The sequence below is a fragment of the Bacillus sp. FSL R10-2201 genome (genome assembly GCF_038008665.1).
GTDB lineage: Bacteria > Bacillota > Bacilli > Bacillales > Bacillaceae_G > Bacillus_A > Bacillus_A mycoides.
This window is the reverse complement of the sequence record NZ_JBBOZP010000001.1, coordinates 1,456,827-1,475,476: the sequence shown is the minus strand read 5'-3', so window position 1 is coordinate 1,475,476 and position 18,650 is coordinate 1,456,827. Positions and strand designations below refer to the sequence as shown.

Genomic DNA, 18,650 nt, shown 5'->3' with positions numbered 1-18,650 from the left:
TTCATTATACAACAACATGATCGTATTGTGAACAAAAAAAGTGTAACTTACTAAAAATAAGTTATTGATTTTATATAATTAAAGAAACAATCACTATATTTTACAATACAACCCATATTTTTTATAATTCGGTATTTCTCTTATGAATCCCCCTAGTCATATGTCGTCAAAAGTGATAAGATGTTGAATTGTTAAGATAAGAACATTTTCTGAGTTATGGAGGAAATGTCATGAAGAAAGATAAAAGACACTCTATTCGAGAAGCAATGAAAAAGAACTTAAGAAAAGAATACTTTTATTTGAAAAAAGAATTACTTTTCTACTGTCCAATTGATCTAGGCACATTCTCAAGAGAGACATACTACGCTACTTTTGACCAAGATGGCATAAGTATTTATCAGTATGATAAAAAAACAGAAAGTAAATTAAAATTGTGTGAGCGTCATCCATGGAAGAGTTGGAATAAGGTAAAAGTTGATCACTATTTAACAACTTCTCAATTTATTTTCCAAGGTGAGCGAAACTGGATTTTATCCCTTTTCCAAAAAGGAAAAGAAGCTCAAAAAATAATTGAAGAACATACATCTTTACAAACGGAAGTTGTTTCCCGTCCGTTTTCCAAGAAACTTCCTGGTTTCCGTTCTGATACTCCATTGAATAAATACATCGGTAGCATTTGTTACACTGCACTTATTGCATTTTTATTAAAATGGATGATTCCATTTCAAGCACCACAAATCGCCCTGTATTCTCTTTCAATTGGCTTTATGCTTCTTGGTTTACTTTGTCTTACAATTGGTCTAATCGAACCAACTATCGTACTATTTCGGACAAAAGAAAAAACAAGAACAAAAGTCTTTTACTTATATAGCTACTTAGCTATTACTGGATTTATATGTGTCTTTATTTTTTGGTAAAAGAAGCCGTCCCAAAAGATCTTTTGGGACGGTTTTTCGTTAGGAATAGGTTGCTCTTACTGTCGCATTTTATTGTTAGTCGACATTTCTTGTCGAAATGTCGATATAATAATAGCTATGTTCGATATAAATTTGCGTCGATATAATTTCATTTACTATCGCAATCTTAAATAAGAAAAAAATAAATTTATTCAAAAGTTATGCTTTTGAGACGTTGCCTTTACTTGACGTATAGTTGTTGGTTCGGATAGATTTGCTCTTGTCGCAATCCATTCCTCACTTTAATTTCCTCAACTGTCATACTAAATTTCCGGGCAATACCAACTAAAGTATCACCTTTTTGTACAATATATAGTGATGACGACACAACTTGATTTTTTTGTTCATTTAAAACAAGCAACGGATTCATCGCATTCCTTTTCTCCATCGTCCATCTCCCTTGATGCACTTCTAAATGTAAATGCGCTCCTCGCGATTCTCCTGTATTCCCTACCTCTCCAATTAGCTCTCCTTTTGAAATGTTATCACCTTGAACTACATATCTCTTATTTAAATGCGCATAAACAGCCTCATATTCTCCATGTTTAATAAACACAACATTTCCATAACTACTTGAAAAATAAGACTTTGTCACCTTACCATTTTGAATAGCTGCAACAGGCGTTCCAATAGGCGCAGCTATATCAATACCATAGTGTTTCCCATGTCTTGTCCCAAAATAATCACTTATCTGCCCATCAACAGGCCATATCCACTGATTCCCTTCAGCGTAAACATGTAATTGAGATAAAAATAATACACTCAATATCACCACGCCACATTTTAACGCTTTCATATACATCCTCCGTTTTCTAATAACCGTCATACCTTCTCTATTGTGGGATATTACAGAAAAAAGTATACAAAAAAAAGAAAGTGGATTACTCCACTTCCTTCTCTTCTTTATTACGAAAAACAAGTGCACTGCGGTTATACTCCACATCTTTCACTTGTAAACGCGCATTTATTACTCTAGCAAGCGCAAATAAATAATCAGATAACCTATTTATATACTTTAGAACAATTTCATTGGTTTCTCCTTCTTTTTGCAATGACACTATACAACGTTCTGCTCTTCTTATAACTGTACGTGCAATGTGTAGTGCAGCCGATATCTCGCTACCGCCTGGTAAAATAAAACGCTCTAAAGGCGGCGCTTCTTCTGTATACGAATCAATTCGTCTCTCTAAATACTCGACCATCTCTATCGTTACTTTATAAGGGATTTTCTTCTCTACTATTGCTAAATCCCCTCCACAATCAAATAGTTCATGTTGAATATTTTCAAGTTCGTTATAAATGTTACGAAAACATTCCTCTTGTAATTTAGACATGGCATATCCGATATGAGAATTCGCCTCATCAATTGTTCCATAAGCTTCTACACGTATATGATCTTTATCCACTCGGCCACCTATGACACTCGTTTCCCCTTTATCACCTGTTTTTGTATAAAGTTTCATTTCATTATGACACCTCTCTTTTTATTTTCATTCTGATTATTAAAGAAAAAAACTCTACCATTCTTTATTTAATTGCACTTACAAAAAAATAAAAAAACAGTAAAGCTTTTATTCATGATCAACTTTTAAAAAACATATATATCTAAATTATACGATTTGGTAAATATACAGAGAATGTAGTTCCTTCTCCAACGACACTTGATACAGAAATTTTCCCGTCATGACCTTGAACAATATTTTTAGCAATCGCAAGCCCGAGTCCTGTTCCAACTTTTTTCCCTCGCGTTCTTGCTTTATCAGCTTTATAGAATCGATCGAACAAGAACGGAATATCTTCTTCTGGAATACCAGCACCTGAATCTTGCACTTCGAAAGTAAGGCCACTATTTTTCGTATTAATTACAAGTGTAACATGTCCACCTGCATTTGTATGACGGATTGCATTATCAATTAAATTCGTCAGTACCTGTTCCATACGGTCTGCATCAAACGGATATTGTTCAATTGGACTTTGGAAATCCACTGTTAATTGGACTTCTTTATCCTTTGCAATCCCCTGGAATTTACGGCCAATTTTTTCGACAAATGGATGAATATCTACTTCACCTATATGTAACTCTACATGTCCACTTTCCATACGGGCTAAATCTAATAACTCATTTACAAGTTTACCTAAACGAACAGATTCATCATAAATAATTTGAACAAACTCATTAATTTCTTCTTTCGTTTGCACAATATCATCTAAAATTGCTTCACTATATCCTTGAAGCATTACCATCGGTGTACGAAGTTCATGTGATACATTCGCAATAAAGTCTTGACGCATTTTCTCAAGACGACGCTCCTCCGTCATATCTCGCAATACTGCTACAGCTCCACGAATTTTTGTTTGATTGTAAAGCGGTGTCATAAGAACTACGTAGTTACCTTTTTGCAAATTAATTTCAACAACTTGTTGTTGCTCACTTTCTACAACGAGATGGAATAGTTCAACAAGTTCAGAAGGCAGTTTTTTAATTAACTCTACTTCTTTTTCTTCTTGCCAAACTTGTAAGAAGTGTTCTGCCGGTGGGTTGATAACAACGACTTCACCTTCTTGATTTAACGTAACAACACCATCTGCCATACTACTCAAAATGCTAGCTAACTGCTCTTTTTCTTGCTGCAGGGCATTCATATTAAACTTCAACTGTTTCCCCATTTGATTTAAAGCAGTTGCAAGCTCACCAATTTCGTCCTGAGATACCATAGGGGCTTTCGTATCAAATTTCCCGCGCGCTACCTCAAATGCAACCTCACGCATTTTACGAAGCGGTGCCGTAATTCGAGTAGATAAGAAAAATGCAAAGAAAGTTGTTAAAATAATCGCAATCCCGGCTGATAAGAAAATAAAATCAGTCGTTCTCTCCATACCTTGTATTGGAACTTGCAATGATTCATATACAAACACTGCACTTTGATTTTTTGACTGTACTGGTTTCCCGACGATCATAATATCATTTTCAGTATTTTTATTCTTCCTACTATTAGAAGCTTTTCTAATATTATTCTTAATATCCTTTTTATCTGTAAAAACAGCTGCTAATTCTTTATCATTTTTCAAATCATCTATTGTAAGAGTAACTAATCCTTCTTGTTTCGGCGAAGAAGAAATTTCCTTACCGTCTTCTACAATGATAATCCTTGAAAGTGGATCAGAAAATTTGTAAGCAATATTCTCAATCGTTTTTACATCGGCACCTTCTTCAATTAATTCCGTGACACTTGTTGCAACTTTCTGAAGCCTAGCTTCACTCATATCAACATAATACGTTCTAAAAAACTGTGAAAGTAAAATAGCAACAAATCCAAGAACAAACGAAACGAGAAGTAATATGGTCATCCATAACTTCCCTACTACACTTCTCCAAAGCATCAGTCGTTCACAACCTCAAACTTGTAACCTACGCCCCAAACGGTAACAATCATTTTCGCTGCATCTGGTGATTGTTTACTTAACTTTTCACGTAAACGCTTTACATGCGTATCAACTGTACGTAAATCTCCGAAGAACTCATATTGCCATACTTCTTTTAACAATTGCTCACGGTCAAAAACTTTATCCGGGGATTTCGCTAAGAATAATAGTAATTCATATTCTTTCGGTGTTAAGTTTACTTCATTACCATCCGCTGTAACGCGGTGCGCATCATTATCAATTGTTAAATGAGGGAAAACAGTAACATCTTTCGTCGTTGTATCTTGTGTAAAGAATGTCGTTGGTACAGCGCGGCGTAATACTGCTTTCACACGAAGTACTACTTCACGCGGGCTAAACGGCTTTACAATATAATCATCAGTTCCAACTTCAAACCCTTGTACCCTATTTACTTCTTCACCTTTTGCTGTCAGCATAATAATTGGCGTCGCTTTCTTCTCACGAATCCCTTTACACACTTCGATACCATCTTTACCAGGCATCATAATATCCAGTAGGATTAAATCATAATCATTTTGTAACGCCATTTCTAAAGCTGTATCACCATTATCCGCTTCTTCAATTGTGTATTGCTCTCTTTCTAAATACATCTTTAATAAACGACGAATACGATCCTCATCGTCTACAATTAAAATTCTTGATTCATTTTCCATTTCTACCCGCTGCGTACTTTTACCACAACGGTTTACACCTACCCTTCTACAATATAATGTTGCACCTATCCTCGTTTAATTAAGCATTTTTTAACGTTCCACTTCCCATATTATGCTTCACAAGAATAATAAAGTTTGTTCATTTTTTTTCCAAAACTATGTATTTTTTTTGAACAGTATATTTGGTCCTCGACATCATTTTACAGAATCAACCGCTACTTTGTCATGTTTTTCTCAAAAAAGAAGAAAATTTGACAAAAATAAAATAGGAAAGTGACATACACTCTCCTATTTTATTTCTCTATGCATATGAATGTAAACCCGCGATAATTAAGTTTACTACAATAAAGTTAAACATAATGATTGCAAAACCAATCACTGCAAGCCAGGCGGATTTTTCTCCATGCCATCCTTTAGATAAACGTAAATGTAATACCGCAGCATAAAAGAGCCAAGTAATAAGCGCCCAAACTTCTTTTGGATCCCAACCCCAAAAGCGCGTCCAAGCGATTTGAGCCCAGATCATTGCAAAGATTAATGCTCCTAATGTAAACACCGGGAATCCTATCGCAATAGAACGATATCCGATTTCATCTAATAAATCACTATTCGTATTCTTTACTAACGGCTGAAGTGCCGCTGACACTCGCTTACGTAAAACAAGTCTTAATACAATATAAAGTAGCGTTCCGACTAACACTGACCAAATAACAGTATTTAATTTTTTCGCATTTACAATCGCTGGAACTTCAACTGTTGGCTCTAATTTATTTTCTGTCATTAACTTCCCTTCATGCGGTCCAACTAAAGCAGGGAGATTATACTTCATTTCAACTTGTTGCTCATTTTTATCAATCCATTGAAACTTCGCTTCGTATTTCATACTAGAAAATACCGTTGTTATTCCAATAAACCCAACTGTACAAACAAGTGTGAAAACTACTGTCTCTAACCAAAATGTACGCTTACTTCTTGTTGATTGATCTACATTTTTCAGTAAATACATTACGCCTGTAATAAAACTAATTGCTAATATTGCTTGTCCCGCTGCCGCTGTTGTTACATGAATATGTAGCCAATTACTCTTTAAAGATGGGATAAGCGGCGAAATTTCTCTCGGGAACATACTTGCATAAGCGATTAATAAAAGAGCTACCGGTAAAGCAAATAAACCAATAATACTTACACGATATACAAAGTACATAATGATAAAAGCTCCCACAAGCATCATGCCAAAAAATGTACCAAATTCAAAAAAGTTACTAACCGGTGCATGTCCTGATGCGATCCATCTTGTAACAAAATATACTATTTGTGCAATAAATCCTAAAATTGTTATAGTTATACCTATATTTGCCCACTTGTTACCTTTTTCTTTAATTGCTCCTCCAAAAAATAAAGTTGCAATTAAATATAAGATAAACGCCGCGAACAGAAAATTACTACTTATTTGTACCATATCGTTTCCCCACCTTAACTAATTTTTTTCATTCATTTTATCGTGTGGTTGTGGAATCGCTGTTCCTTCTAGTACTCTTTCAATATCTTTCTTTAAGCCGAACCAATTTTTATTCGTATGGCCTGCAACCCACCATTCATCATTAACACGTTGTATCCAAATACGGCGATGGTTCCAATACATACCTTGAATCACACCAACCATAAATATAAATCCTCCAATACCGAGAATCCAAAGCGTCAAATCTTTTCTTACCGTAAGAGCTGTTGCATTTTGCATTTCCACACCTGCAAATGACATTTTATATTTATTATTCCCGTCAGGCTCTATGTTTTGCTGAATACCGACGAAACTAACTTCACCATCTGGTGTTTCCGGGGTAAACATTTTAAAGACGAATGCAGGATTATTTGGTAATTTTGTTTTCGTATTCGGCCTTCCATTCTCATCAAAATAAAAATCTGGAAAATAGCTTAATAGTTCTAGAGAATACCCATTTCCTAAATCATATTTTTCTGTAGGATTCGCTAAATCTACTTTAATCGGTCCCAACTTTTGATTATTTTCTTTGTTTTGCAAATGGAAAGACATGCTTTTAAATTCACTTTCTTTGTAATCCACTTGATAAACAGCAAATTGATCAAATTTCAGTGGCTCATTCACTCGAATTTCAGCTTCTTTTACCTTTTCTAATTTTGGTTTTTGACCCGCTATATTTTCTCCTACCGCTTTATATAATACAGCATTTGTTTGGAAGTTTTTCGCAATCATTTTATCACCAACACGATCAATTGCTTCATCAAAAACTTCTTTATCCTTACTCTTATCATAAACTTCCTTGATAAACTTTTCGTTTTTCAAATAGTATTGACCATCTGTTCCTGGTATTTCTTTCGTTTCACCGTCACGTAACCAAAGTGCTTCATCTACATACATACTCGGTAAAAAACGTAGCATTGCACCGAATAGAAAGATAATAAGACCAATATGGTTTACATATGGACCCCAACGTGAAAAACGTCCCTTTTCCGCTAAAACGTTCCCATCTTCCACTTTCACATTATAATTACGTTTCTTTAAATTAATTTGAACTCGTTCTAAGTCACCTTCATGCGGCGTACCAGTCCCGTGCACTCTCTGTCTTTTCAAAAAACTTGGGTGTCTTTTCACTCCTTGTTTTTTTAAAGCTTTATAAAGAGGAATGACACGGTCTAAACTACATATAACAAGTGAAATACCAATGGAAGCAATTAAAATCATGTACCACCATGATCCATATAAATTATTAAATCCTAATTGATAGTATAATTGTCCTAAAAATCCATACTCGGTCTTATAATATTCAGCTGGTTCGATTCCTGGAGTTATGTACATTTCTTGGGGAAAGATAGTTCCTATTGCCGATGCAGCTAAAGTTATTACGATTAACCATACACCTACTTTTACAGAAGAGAAAAAACTCCAAATTTTATCGACTATCGTTTTTGTATGTGTGAGAGATCTCCGGGCACTCCCCTCATATCTCATATCCAATAATTTTATATTTTCATTACTTTCAAATGGTTTCCCACATGCTTCACAAAAAATGGTTCCTATCGGATTAACATGTCCACATTCACACTTAATTTCTTTCAAAGCTCTCACCGCCCTTTTATCTATATGTACTATTGTATATTCCAGCTTAGAGTTACCGCAATACTCAGAATTTTTAAAGCGAAGGCGCTATACGTAAGCACCTCTTATGTAAAGGCTTTATTAATTATGGAGTGATTTTCTTTAAGTACTCTTCCAATTGTTCCTTCGTTTGCTCACCTATAATTTGCTCTACTACTTTGCCTTCTTTATCAATTAAAAAGGTTGTTGGTAATGGTCCCACTCCATATGTACCTATGATCTTTTGCCCTTTATCAATTGCAACTGGGAATTTCAAATCATATTGTTTCACAAAGTTCTTCACTGCGATATCCGTTTCATCTGCATCTAAGGCAATAATTTCAACGCCTTTTTCTTTATATTTCGGATATAACTCATTCATATAAGGCATTTCTTTTTCACAAGGTTTACACCAAGTTCCCCAAAAATTTAAAAATACACCTTTTCCCTTTAAATCTTTTAATTCAATATTCTTTCCTTCTAAATCAGTTACAACAAAGTTAGGTGCTTCTTTTCCAATTTGCATTTTCTCTTTATCAGTAAAAAATCCTTGATATAGCGTAAACCCTACCGCACCGCTTAAAATGAGCAAAATGATAACACGAAATAATAAGCGATTTTTTTTCATGTTGTCTCCCCTCTCTTCGACGAGTGATAAATATATGTATTTTTTAATAAATCACCAGCGGAGCATTCCACTGGTGAAAGTTTCACAATATAGATTAGCGAGGCTTTGTAGAAGCCAATGCACGTAATTGTTTCACCTCATGTGGTGTCAATTCTCTTGCATCGCCAGGACGCAAGCTACCCACTTCTAAAAAGGCATACCGTTCACGTTTTAATTTCATTACTTTACAATCTAACGCTTCAAACATGCGGCGTACTTGACGGTTACGTCCTTCATGAATCGTTAATTGTACAATTGCCATCTCTTTACGCTTGTCCCAAGAAATAATTTTCGCTTGTGCTGGTGCTGTTTTCCCATCTTCTAATGCAACACCTCGTTCTAACATGCGAATTTTCTCACCTGTTAATGGCCCTTTAATTTTCGCAACATACGTTTTTTCAACTTTATATCTCGGATGCATTAATACATTTGCAAATTCACCATCATTTGTCATCAATAATACGCCAGACGTATCATAATCTAAGCGTCCGATTGGGAATAAACGTTGTCTAATTTCAGGGAAAAAGTCTGTTACAACATTTCTTCCTTTATCATCTGATACACTTGAAATTACACCAGTTGGTTTATATAGTAAAAAATAAACAGGTTCTTCTTTTTCAAGAGGGATGTTATTTACTTCCACTTTATCTTGAGGAGTTACTTTTGTTCCTAACTCCTTCACTATTTTCCCATTAACTTTCACTTTCCCTTGCTGAATTAATTCCTCAGCCTTTCTTCTCGATGCAATACCTGCTTGCGCAATCACTTTTTGTAATCGTTCCATTTCTTTTTTTCACCTCAAATTTATCTTACCTTACATTAGAAAGACTTGGCAACCGCCTAAGCTTTATGCCATTTACTTCGCCTATCTTTAACAACATAGCAATGATGATAAACGTCTAAAGGCATATCACGTTTTCACCCTTTATTATTGTTTACACTTTTTCATGTTGTCCACGATAAAAGTTCATCATTTTGTCAAAAACACCGCATAAAAAAACCACTATTAAACTACACGTTAATAGTGGTCGTATACGTATTATAAGCTAAATAGCGCAAAAAATGAATAGCATTACCGAAACAATAGGGAAACAAACACAATTGAACAAATAATTCCGATTAAATCTGCAAAAAGTCCTACCTTTAATGCATCTCCCATTTTTCTAATACCGACAGCTCCAAAGTATACTGTTAATATATAAAAAGTCGTATCTGTGCTACCTTGCATCGTTGAAGCTAACCTACCAATAAACGAGTCTGGCCCATATGTAGCGATTAAGTCGGTCGTAATACTTAAACCAGCAGATCCCGAAATCGGACGTATAAGTGCAAGTGGAACGATTTCGGCTGGTACATGAATAAAGTCTAACATCGGCTTCATTACCGATATCATCGCATCTAAAGCACCTGATGCCCGGAAAATAGAAATAGATACAAGCATTCCAACCATAAACGGCAAAATGGAAACCGCAATTTGAATCCCTTCTTTTCCGCCCTCAACGAACGATTCGTACGTTGGAACTTTCTTTATCGTGCCATACAAAAGGATAAAACCAATTACACAAGGAATTACCCATAATGAAATTGTATTTACAATACTCATTTTTTCCGCCCCTTTCTACTCCTTCTCCGGTAAAAATAGCGGTCAATCCAAATCGCTCCAATCATCGATAACACTTGTGCTATAAATGTTACGCCAACGATTTCAGTAGGGTTTGCTGATTCATAAGTCATTCGAATCGAAATGACAGTAGTCGGAATTAATGTAATCGCTGAAGTATTTAATGCTAGAAACGTCACCATAGAACGACTTGCTGAATCCTTTCCACCATTTAACTCTTTCAATTGTTCCATTGCTTTAATACCTAAAGGTGTTGCTGCATTACCTAACCCAAAAAAGTTCGCCATCATATTTGATAAAATGAATCCCATTGACGGGTGATCCTTCGGTATTTCTGGAAATAATCTTTTTACTATCGGCATAAAAAGTGATACTAACTTCTTTAACAATCCAGCTTCCTCAGCAATTTTCATTAAACCGAGCCAAAATACTAAAACACTAATAAGTCCAATACAAATCGTTACAGCATCTTTTGACCCTTCAAACACTGCTTTGGTCACTTCTTCCATCGTTCCATTTATCATGGCATACACAATCCCTATAACTGCCATCGCTGCCCATACGAGATTAACCATCTATCCCAACACCTATCATGTAAGAGAATATTTCTTTTACGTTATTCCAATACATTCCCGTTGTAGCTACTAACTTTCGTTTACTGTAAAACAAATTTCGTTCTCCAACTTTCTCGTTCCCTACATAAATTTCTGTCTTCCCAATCTTTACTCCATCCGTAAGTTTTGCACTTTTATCGAGCTCAACTTTCAATAACACGCTCTTTCTTTCCTCTTCAGTTAAAGGTACAGAAAAACTATTTTTCGTATAAACATGATTGGCATATTTCTTTTCATTTATTTCAGCGAGTGCGCCTTGTCCTAAAACTTTCGCTTGCTTATAGCGTTCAAAGCCTTTATCAAACAAATTCATATGATCATCCCAGTCACTAGAAGCACTCAAAGTTACGACAATTAAATCTAGTCCATCTTTTGAAGCTGTTGTGACAAGCGTCCGTCCTGCTTTCTTCGTAAAACCTGTCTTTCCCCCTGTTGCAAATTCATAATAAGATGTCACAAGCTTATGTTTATTTTTCCACGGATAATCCCAAGAATCTGATTTATACGTTTTTGTTCCAAAAATTTTCTTAAAGGTCTCGTTCCCCATTGCATATTTCGTTAATAATGCCATGTCATAAGCCGACGAATAATGCGATCCATCCCCATCCAAGCCATGCGGGTTTGAGAAATGCGTATCTTTCATTCCGATTTCTTTCGCCTTTTCATTCATTAAATATACAAATCCTTCTATACTCCCTCCCACATTTTCAGCAATTACTTGTGCTGCATCATTACCAGATCTAAGCATTAATCCGTAAACTAAATCTTCTAACTTAACTTTTTGTCCAGGTTTTAAATAAATTGCCGATCCTTCTACTCGTACCGCTTCATTACTAACCGATACTAATTCTTTCATTTTTCCTGATTCAGCAGCTAACAATGCTGTCATAATTTTTGTTATACTAGCAATTTTTTGTGGCTCATGTTCTAATTTCCCATATAGCACACGACCGGATTGTTGTTCCATTAAGACTGCGTTACGAGCACTGACACCACCGTTCATTTTTGCATATGCAGGAATTGGCATAACGCTTGCGTACATTATAATTAGCGTAATTATTATACAAATTCGTCTCATATTTCCCCCCACGTCCTTTTGGCACTTTTTGTACAAGTGTATGCTTGGCCTTTTAAAATATGAACGAAATCTTCCTTCCACCTCCACTAAAAAAGACGCATGAGATATGCGTCTAATACGGTGTCCATTCAATTTGTTTCGCACTTTCAAATCTTTTTTCTACATCAGGCCAATTTACAACATTCCACCAGTTTTTAATATATTCATCTTTTCGATTTTGGTATTGTAAATAATACGCATGTTCCCATACATCTAGTACAAGGAGCGGTATCGTATCCCATTGTGTAAACAATTGATGAAGTGTACTCTGCAAAATTTCTAACCTTCCGGACCGAGGCACCCATACAAGGATTGCCCATCCAGACCCCTCAACTTTCGAGGCCGCCTCTGTAAAATGTTTTTGGAAACGTAAGTAACTCCCAAAATCCTTCTCAATTTCTTGTGATAATGCCCCTCGTGGACCCCCGCCCCCATCTTTTTTCATATTATTCCAAAATATCGTGTGTAAGTAATGACCTGATCCATGAAAAGCCGCTTCTCTTTCCCAATGCTTAATTAAATCAAATTGATTTGTTTTTCTCGCTTCTTCCATCATCTTCTCTGCTTTATTTAATCCTTCCACGTAACTACGATGGTGTTTATCATGGTGTAACATCATAATTTCTCGTGAAATGTACGGTTCTAGCGCATTATATGGATAAGGTAATGGCGGAAGGGTATGCCCCCCAATCGGAACAGCTCGTTCGCTATCCCCTCTTTCACATAGTTCATATTCCTCTCCTTCTTGCATAAATACTTCCTGTAAATGGTGTTGAATATGTTCTACATCCTCACTTATTTCATACATAAACTCGGCATCTGTGTCGTATTCATGCTCTTTCATACGCTCTAATAACGTTTGAATTTTATAAGCAAGCATATGGACATCATACACTTCCATTGCACGGCTATCTAATACTTGAAGAACACTTTCACACCAGCTTTCTACTTCATGAAAGTAATCTGTAAATACACCTTGCTGACTCATGTCACACCTCCTTATTGCTATCCACTTAAATATATTCAATGAAAATCCCTTATATAACTGTACAAAAGGAAAAGAAGCTAAGTATCCTTAGCTTCTTTTCCTTAATTAATATTTGTGCAACATTTTTGTTTGGTAATCTGTCTCATAATATTCTAGTTCTTCACGCATCAATTGAAATTTCCCTTCTAAATCCTTCATCATTCGTTCTATAGACCCAGGGGGGGTTTGCTGAAAAACAATAGAATTTTTCCCTGTATAAGCAGAACGACTATTTTCATACCAATGATCATTCTTTGGCGAAAAAAACTCTGCAATTACTTGATGGTAAATCTTATATAAAACTGTTTCAGCTGCGGTCTTTCGAAATGGTTGGCTATTCAACAAAACAAAACATGCATCAAGTCCTTCTTCACAAAAAACAAGAAGTCTTCTTATTGATGCTAATATACCTTTATAATATTGCTCGTTTCCTGTTGGTGTCTCCTCCAATAAAGAAGGTAACGTATGATAATTTACATAATTAGTTATCAAGGAAATTACATCTTCTAAAAATATAGAAACTTGTTCTGTTTGATTTTCAACCATCAAATTAGACATGGCTTCTCTCTCCTTTGCCGTTTTACGCTATTTCTACTCTTTTATTTTTATGTAATTCAGCTAATATTTCTTGTACTTTCACCACTGTTCCCTCATCAAAGTATCGTTGAAAGTCTGTTACTTCATTGAGATACAAGCGCTTCTGCGCGCGTAGCTCTTTATCTTTCACTAAACAAGCGATCGCTACAATATCTCGTAAATATACGTCTTGTTCTTCTACTTTATAAACTGGATTTCCTTCAAAAGGGGTAATTTCTTGTAAAATTTCTTCAAAATATCTAACATATAAGACAGAAAAGGTTTTTTCTTGATTATTTAATATATATGTCACTTCAGATCTATTAAAAAAATCTTCTGATGTATTCGGTTTTGCTTTTTCTAACTCATATCCTGCATAACCTATTATAATCATCTACTTCCCCTCTCTTCCTTCTTTCACCTTATCTTAACTCAATTTTCTAATAAACGAAATATTCTTTTAAATATAACCTATATAAAAAATAGCTTCCCTATACAGGAATTTAACTTTTTATTTTTCTTGAAGTTTGTCATAATAATATTATTGTCTCAGTTTTCTTACACAAGGAGAGTTGTATTTATGTCGTTTTCATGGAAACGTTTCTTACAAATCGGGAAAATAATCTTCCCATTTGTTGTCTTAACAATTGTTTTCTTTCAAGCTAAAAAAGAATTAGCAGGCATTTCTTTTTTAGAAGCAATTGAAACAATTAAAAACATTCCAACTGGTGGGGTATTTTTAGCGATTACACTCGGTGCATTTGCCGTTTCAACAATGTTCTTTTATGACTTTGTTATGCTTCGTTACTTAAAAGCAGATATACCTGTACAAAAGATCTTCCGCATCTCATGGATTGCCAACACTTTAAATGGATTTATCGGTTTTGGTGGTCTTGTTGGTGCCGGTGTACGTACAATGCTATATCGTCCGCATATAAAAGATAATGGAAAACTTATTAAAAGTATTGCTTGGATGACAACCGCTTTTATTAACGGATTAGCCATTCTGTCATTCCTCGGCCTTATTGGAATATTAGACACTAGTTTTATTCTGCACGAAAAACCGTGGTTATGGCCTGTTCTTATCTTCTTTGCTCTTTTCGTTCCTATATATATTGGGTTTTCTAAAATTAAAAATAGAAAAACAAAACAGCTAGACGGACAAGAGGAAGAAGAAGAGAAAAATCCAACTGTTTTATATTCATTAGTTTCATTAGTCGAGTGGGTATCTGCCGGTATCGTTATGTACGTCATTTTAATATTGTTTGGAATTGATATCGAATTTCAAAAGTTTTTAGGTGTTTACGTAATTGCTGCTTTAGCTGGTGTCGTAAGTCTTGTTCCTGGTGGCCTTGGTTCATTTGACCTTGTTTTCTTAACTGGACTAGGACAATACGGCGTTGATACAGGCGTATTACTACCTGCTATGTTATTATACCGACTTGTCTATTACATCTTACCATTCTGCCTAGGTCTCATTTTTGCAGCCTTTGAAATGACAGGAGCTGCCATAAAAAAAATTGAAGATAAACCATTTATTGCACCTGCGTTAGAAACAACTGGTGTAATTTGGACTTTACAACGTGATTTTTTAGGGAAATTAGGTTCATGGGCATCCGCCGCTTTAACAGTATTCGCTGGCTTAATGGTTATTCTATCAACAATTTTACCGACTAGTATAAATCGAGCTCACGCCTTACATATTTTAGCTCCAAAGCACCTTATTCAATTTTCTTTTAGCTTATCATTAACATTCGGTATTCTCCTCCTGATTCTTTCGCGAGGCATATATTATGGAACAAAGCGTTCTTACTATATGACGATTGTTTCTTTAATTGGAGCAGCAATCTTTAATACCCTAAAAGGAATTGATATTGAAGAAACCTTTATTTTATTAATCGTACTTGCTGTGCTGTATATGCTTCGTAAAAGATTTGCACGCGAAAAAATGGAAGTCTCTCTTTCTGATATCGTAAAAGTATTTATCTTCTTATTACTTACGTTATATTTATATAAAAACTTAGGTATTTTATTTGCGGGTGCAAAAGAAGCGTTCCAACCTGATTTTGTCGTTCGAAATATTACACAAGTTAAACGAAGTGCATTAGCAGCAGCCTTTTTCGTTCCTACTTTTTTACTTATCGGCTCACTAATTGCCAATCGTTACCGTAGTCAATTTCCCGGGCAACCAGCTAATGATAAAAGGTTAGAAAACTTCTTAGATGAACATGGCGGGAATGTACTTAGTCATTTAGGTTTTTTAGGAGATAAACAGTTCTTCTTCAGTAGTGACGGAAAAGCACTTCTTCTCTTTTCAATTACTGGAAAACGTCTTGTTGTACTAGGTGATCCAATTGGTGATCCATCCTCCTACCGCACTGTATTGCAAGAATTTTTGACTGAAGCTGATCGATTTGGCTATATTTGCGTATTCTATCAAATTGAAAGCAAATGGATGAGCTTATACCACGATTTTGGCTACAACTTCTTTAAACTTGGTGAAGAGGCTGTCGTTGATTTAAATACGTTTACAATAACAGGAAAGAAACGTGCTGGTATGCGAGCCACTTTCAACCGTTTTGAACGAGAAGGTTATACATTCTCTATTCATGAGCCACCATTCTCAGACGAATTATACGAGGAATTAAAGAAAGTGTCTGATGCTTGGCTCGGCGGAAAAAAAGAGAAAGGATTTTCACTTGGGTACTTCGATCGTGAGTATATTAGTCGTGCCCCTATCGCTACATTATCTGATGCAGAAGGAAAAATCATTGCATTCACAACCTTTATGCCAGTATATCAAAGTGGCATATTATCTGTTGATTTAATGCGTTATTATCCAGATGCCCCTAGCGGAATTATGGATGCAATTTTTATCCACTTATTCCACTGGGCAAAAGAAAATGAATACCATTCCTTTAATATTGGTATGGCACCACTCTCAAATGTCGGTTTATCAACGCAATCGTTTTGGTCTGAACGAGTTGCTGCTGCAATATTTAATAACGTTCGTTACACATATAGCTTCAGCGGTTTACGACATTTCAAAGAAAAATATAAACCTGCATGGAGTGGAAAATATTTAGCATTTCGAAAGAATCATTCTTTACCAATTACAATGCTCTCTGTAACAAAATTAATAGGAAAACGAAAAAACAGCTAAGTACTTAGCTGTTTTTTCGTTTTTGCACTTGTATACTAAACTCCTTTTCATACTTCTTACCATTTATATAGAAATCCCCCCATATTTTATATGTTCCTTCTTCTGGAAATGTAATACGATATTGTAATTGCTCATCCGTATCAACAGGAATGGCATATAAAAAATGTCCCCTCGTTTCATCAACGATATATAGCGCGTTGACTTCGCCTCTCCCTGAATTTAATTTCAGCTTTTCTCCCTTTTTCGCTTGAAACTGAAATGTTAATGTCGTTGCCTCATTCGGATGTAATGCCCCAAATAAAAGAGACACTTGATGCTCTCCTATATTTTTTGTAAGTACAGTATCGACAGGTAGTTTCTTTTTATTCTTGTCCTTGTTTGTCTCCTTTTTTTCTTCACCAAAATCTTTCTTAGCAAATGATTCCACGGACTTGTTTTCATTTTCATACAAAAATATCGTGTACCCTTCACCTTTTGCTACATCTGAAGATAGCTTATACGATCCATTTCCAGCAAATATAGGCTTCGTTTGTTGTATGTTTTTCAAATTCCCATCCACTATCACTGCTCGAATTTGATCGTTCACACCACGAACTTCATTATTCATTTTATTTAGCAATTGAAACGAAATATCGGCTTTTTCATTTTCCTTTTTATTTTTCACATCCCATTTCACTTCTTGAACATCTCCGGTCGTTTCTACAGTTTCTTGATATTTTTTTATGTAAAATCCTCCTGCCACAATAAGTATTAGTGCAATAAGCCCAATGACAAGATTTTTCAAAATATCACCTACCATTTTTATTTTCTTTATCCATGCAAAACCTCTTAAATATATATTCTAGATTATGATTTATGAAATCCTCCTCTTTTGCACATATTACAAATAAAAAAGATTTTAATTGAAAGGAGTCGTAGTGTATAATGCAAATGATATTGATTTCTATCAATACATTAATAAGGAGGATTTTTCATGAGTGTACATATTGAAGCAAAACAAGGCGAAATTGCTGAATCTATTCTATTACCTGGTGATCCATTACGTGCAAAATATATTGCTGAAACATTTTTAGAGGATGTTACTTGTTATAATAACGTGCGTGGCATGTTAGGTTTCACTGGAACTTACAAAGGAAAGCGTGTATCTGTTCAAGGTACAGGCATGGGTGTTCCTTCTATTTCTATTTATGTAAACGAATTAATTCAAAGCTACGGAGTGAAAAATTTAATTCGTGTTGGGACATGTGGTGCAATTCAAAAAGATGTTAAGGTACGTGACGTTATTATTGCGATGACGGCTTGTACAGATTCTAATATGAATCGCTTAACATTCCCGGGTTTTGATTTTGCTCCTGCTGCAAACTTTGATCTTTTAAAGAAAGCCTACGATGCTGGAACAGAAAAAGGATTACACGTTCGTGTTGGTAACGTATTAACAGCAGATGTATTTTATCGTGAGAGCATGGACATGGTTAAAAAACTTGGAGATTACGGTGTATTAGCAGTAGAGATGGAGACGACTGCTCTTTACACATTAGCAGCTAAATATGGTGTAAATGCATTATCTGTATTAACAGTAAGCGACCATATCTTCACTGGTGAAGAAACAACATCTGAAGAGCGCCAAACTACATTTAACGAAATGATTGAAATCGCTTTAGATGCAGCAATTCAGCAATAGTACACTAAAGAACTCGTCA

General features: G+C 35.2%; 18 protein-coding genes. 3 read left to right on the top strand and 15 right to left on the bottom strand.

Features of this window, described 5'->3' with window-relative positions; all coding sequences use genetic code 11:
- Window positions 1-230 precede the first annotated feature (230 nt).
- Entirely contained in the window at window positions 231-917 is a 687-nt protein-coding gene (locus NSQ69_RS07680; RefSeq protein WP_002011767.1) for a hypothetical protein, read from the top strand.
- 220 nt (window positions 918-1,137) lie between these two features.
- On the opposite strand, the gene NSQ69_RS07675 is transcribed toward NSQ69_RS07680, so the two are convergent.
- The 14 genes from NSQ69_RS07675 to NSQ69_RS07610 form a co-directional block, all read right to left on the bottom strand.
- Window positions 1,138-1,752, bottom strand: coding sequence for a peptidoglycan DD-metalloendopeptidase family protein (locus tag NSQ69_RS07675; RefSeq protein ID WP_002141020.1), 615 nt, complete (start codon window positions 1,750-1,752; stop codon window positions 1,138-1,140).
- An 85-nt stretch (window positions 1,753-1,837) separates the two neighbouring features.
- Window positions 1,838-2,419 (bottom strand): cob(I)yrinic acid a,c-diamide adenosyltransferase, encoded by a 582-nt coding sequence (locus NSQ69_RS07670; protein ID WP_002086651.1) that lies wholly within the window; start codon window positions 2,417-2,419, stop codon window positions 1,838-1,840.
- A gap of 142 nt (window positions 2,420-2,561) precedes the next feature.
- Complete coding sequence (gene resE / locus NSQ69_RS07665) at window positions 2,562-4,337, bottom strand: sensor histidine kinase ResE (RefSeq protein WP_088291306.1); 1,776 nt, start codon at window positions 4,335-4,337, stop codon at window positions 2,562-2,564.
- Window positions 4,337-5,053: a DNA-binding response regulator ResD gene (gene resD, locus NSQ69_RS07660; protein WP_002011758.1), complete on the bottom strand. Its 717-nt coding sequence runs from the start codon at window positions 5,051-5,053 to the stop codon at window positions 4,337-4,339. The genes resE and resD overlap by 1 nt, the downstream gene beginning before the upstream one ends.
- Before the next feature lie 301 nt (window positions 5,054-5,354).
- Window positions 5,355-6,512: a cytochrome c biogenesis protein ResC gene (gene resC, locus NSQ69_RS07655; RefSeq protein ID WP_002030737.1), complete on the bottom strand. Its 1,158-nt coding sequence runs from the start codon at window positions 6,510-6,512 to the stop codon at window positions 5,355-5,357.
- A gap of 18 nt (window positions 6,513-6,530) precedes the next feature.
- Window positions 6,531-8,147 carry a cytochrome c biogenesis protein ResB gene (gene resB / locus NSQ69_RS07650; RefSeq protein ID WP_002086654.1) on the bottom strand — a complete coding sequence of 539 codons (1,617 nt, stop codon included), beginning with the start codon at window positions 8,145-8,147 and terminating at the stop codon, window positions 6,531-6,533.
- Window positions 8,148-8,271: 124 nt separating this feature from the next.
- A complete protein-coding gene (gene resA / locus NSQ69_RS07645) occupies window positions 8,272-8,793 on the bottom strand; it encodes a thiol-disulfide oxidoreductase ResA (protein ID WP_002064495.1) in 522 nt (173 codons plus the stop codon).
- Between the two features lie 94 nt (window positions 8,794-8,887).
- Window positions 8,888-9,616 carry a 23S rRNA pseudouridine(2605) synthase RluB gene (rluB, locus tag NSQ69_RS07640; RefSeq protein WP_002030733.1) on the bottom strand — a complete coding sequence of 243 codons (729 nt, stop codon included), beginning with the start codon at window positions 9,614-9,616 and terminating at the stop codon, window positions 8,888-8,890.
- Between the two features lie 288 nt (window positions 9,617-9,904).
- Complete coding sequence (spmB, locus tag NSQ69_RS07635; protein WP_002086660.1) at window positions 9,905-10,435, bottom strand: spore maturation protein SpmB; 531 nt, start codon at window positions 10,433-10,435, stop codon at window positions 9,905-9,907.
- Window positions 10,432-11,028, bottom strand: coding sequence for a spore maturation protein SpmA (gene spmA, locus NSQ69_RS07630; protein ID WP_002086662.1), 597 nt, complete (start codon window positions 11,026-11,028; stop codon window positions 10,432-10,434). Before spmA ends, spmB begins: the two co-directional genes overlap by 4 nt.
- Complete coding sequence (locus NSQ69_RS07625; RefSeq protein ID WP_002086664.1) at window positions 11,021-12,145, bottom strand: D-alanyl-D-alanine carboxypeptidase family protein; 1,125 nt, start codon at window positions 12,143-12,145, stop codon at window positions 11,021-11,023. Before NSQ69_RS07625 ends, spmA begins: the two co-directional genes overlap by 8 nt.
- A gap of 112 nt (window positions 12,146-12,257) precedes the next feature.
- Window positions 12,258-13,172, bottom strand: coding sequence for a superoxide dismutase (locus NSQ69_RS07620; RefSeq protein WP_201055909.1), 915 nt, complete (start codon window positions 13,170-13,172; stop codon window positions 12,258-12,260).
- A gap of 105 nt (window positions 13,173-13,277) precedes the next feature.
- The gene (locus tag NSQ69_RS07615) at window positions 13,278-13,769 is read right to left on the bottom strand and encodes a YpuI family protein (RefSeq protein WP_002126375.1); all 492 of its coding nucleotides are present in this window, start codon (window positions 13,767-13,769) and stop codon (window positions 13,278-13,280) included.
- 22 nt (window positions 13,770-13,791) lie between these two features.
- Window positions 13,792-14,181 (bottom strand): hypothetical protein, encoded by a 390-nt coding sequence (locus NSQ69_RS07610; RefSeq protein WP_002086670.1) that lies wholly within the window; start codon window positions 14,179-14,181, stop codon window positions 13,792-13,794.
- Window positions 14,182-14,367: 186 nt separating this feature from the next.
- Between NSQ69_RS07610 and mprF the strand changes: the two genes are divergently transcribed.
- On the top strand, window positions 14,368-16,950 hold the full coding sequence (gene mprF, locus NSQ69_RS07605; protein ID WP_002168797.1) for a bifunctional lysylphosphatidylglycerol flippase/synthetase MprF: 2,583 nt from the start codon (window positions 14,368-14,370) through the stop codon (window positions 16,948-16,950).
- A gap of 4 nt (window positions 16,951-16,954) precedes the next feature.
- On the opposite strand, the gene NSQ69_RS07600 is transcribed toward mprF, so the two are convergent.
- Window positions 16,955-17,749, bottom strand: coding sequence for a hypothetical protein (locus tag NSQ69_RS07600; protein WP_078206318.1), 795 nt, complete (start codon window positions 17,747-17,749; stop codon window positions 16,955-16,957).
- A gap of 174 nt (window positions 17,750-17,923) precedes the next feature.
- On the opposite strand from NSQ69_RS07600, the gene deoD reads away from it, so the two are divergent.
- On the top strand, window positions 17,924-18,631 hold the full coding sequence (gene deoD, locus NSQ69_RS07595) for a purine-nucleoside phosphorylase (RefSeq protein WP_000110707.1): 708 nt from the start codon (window positions 17,924-17,926) through the stop codon (window positions 18,629-18,631).
- Window positions 18,632-18,650: the final 19 nt, after the last annotated feature.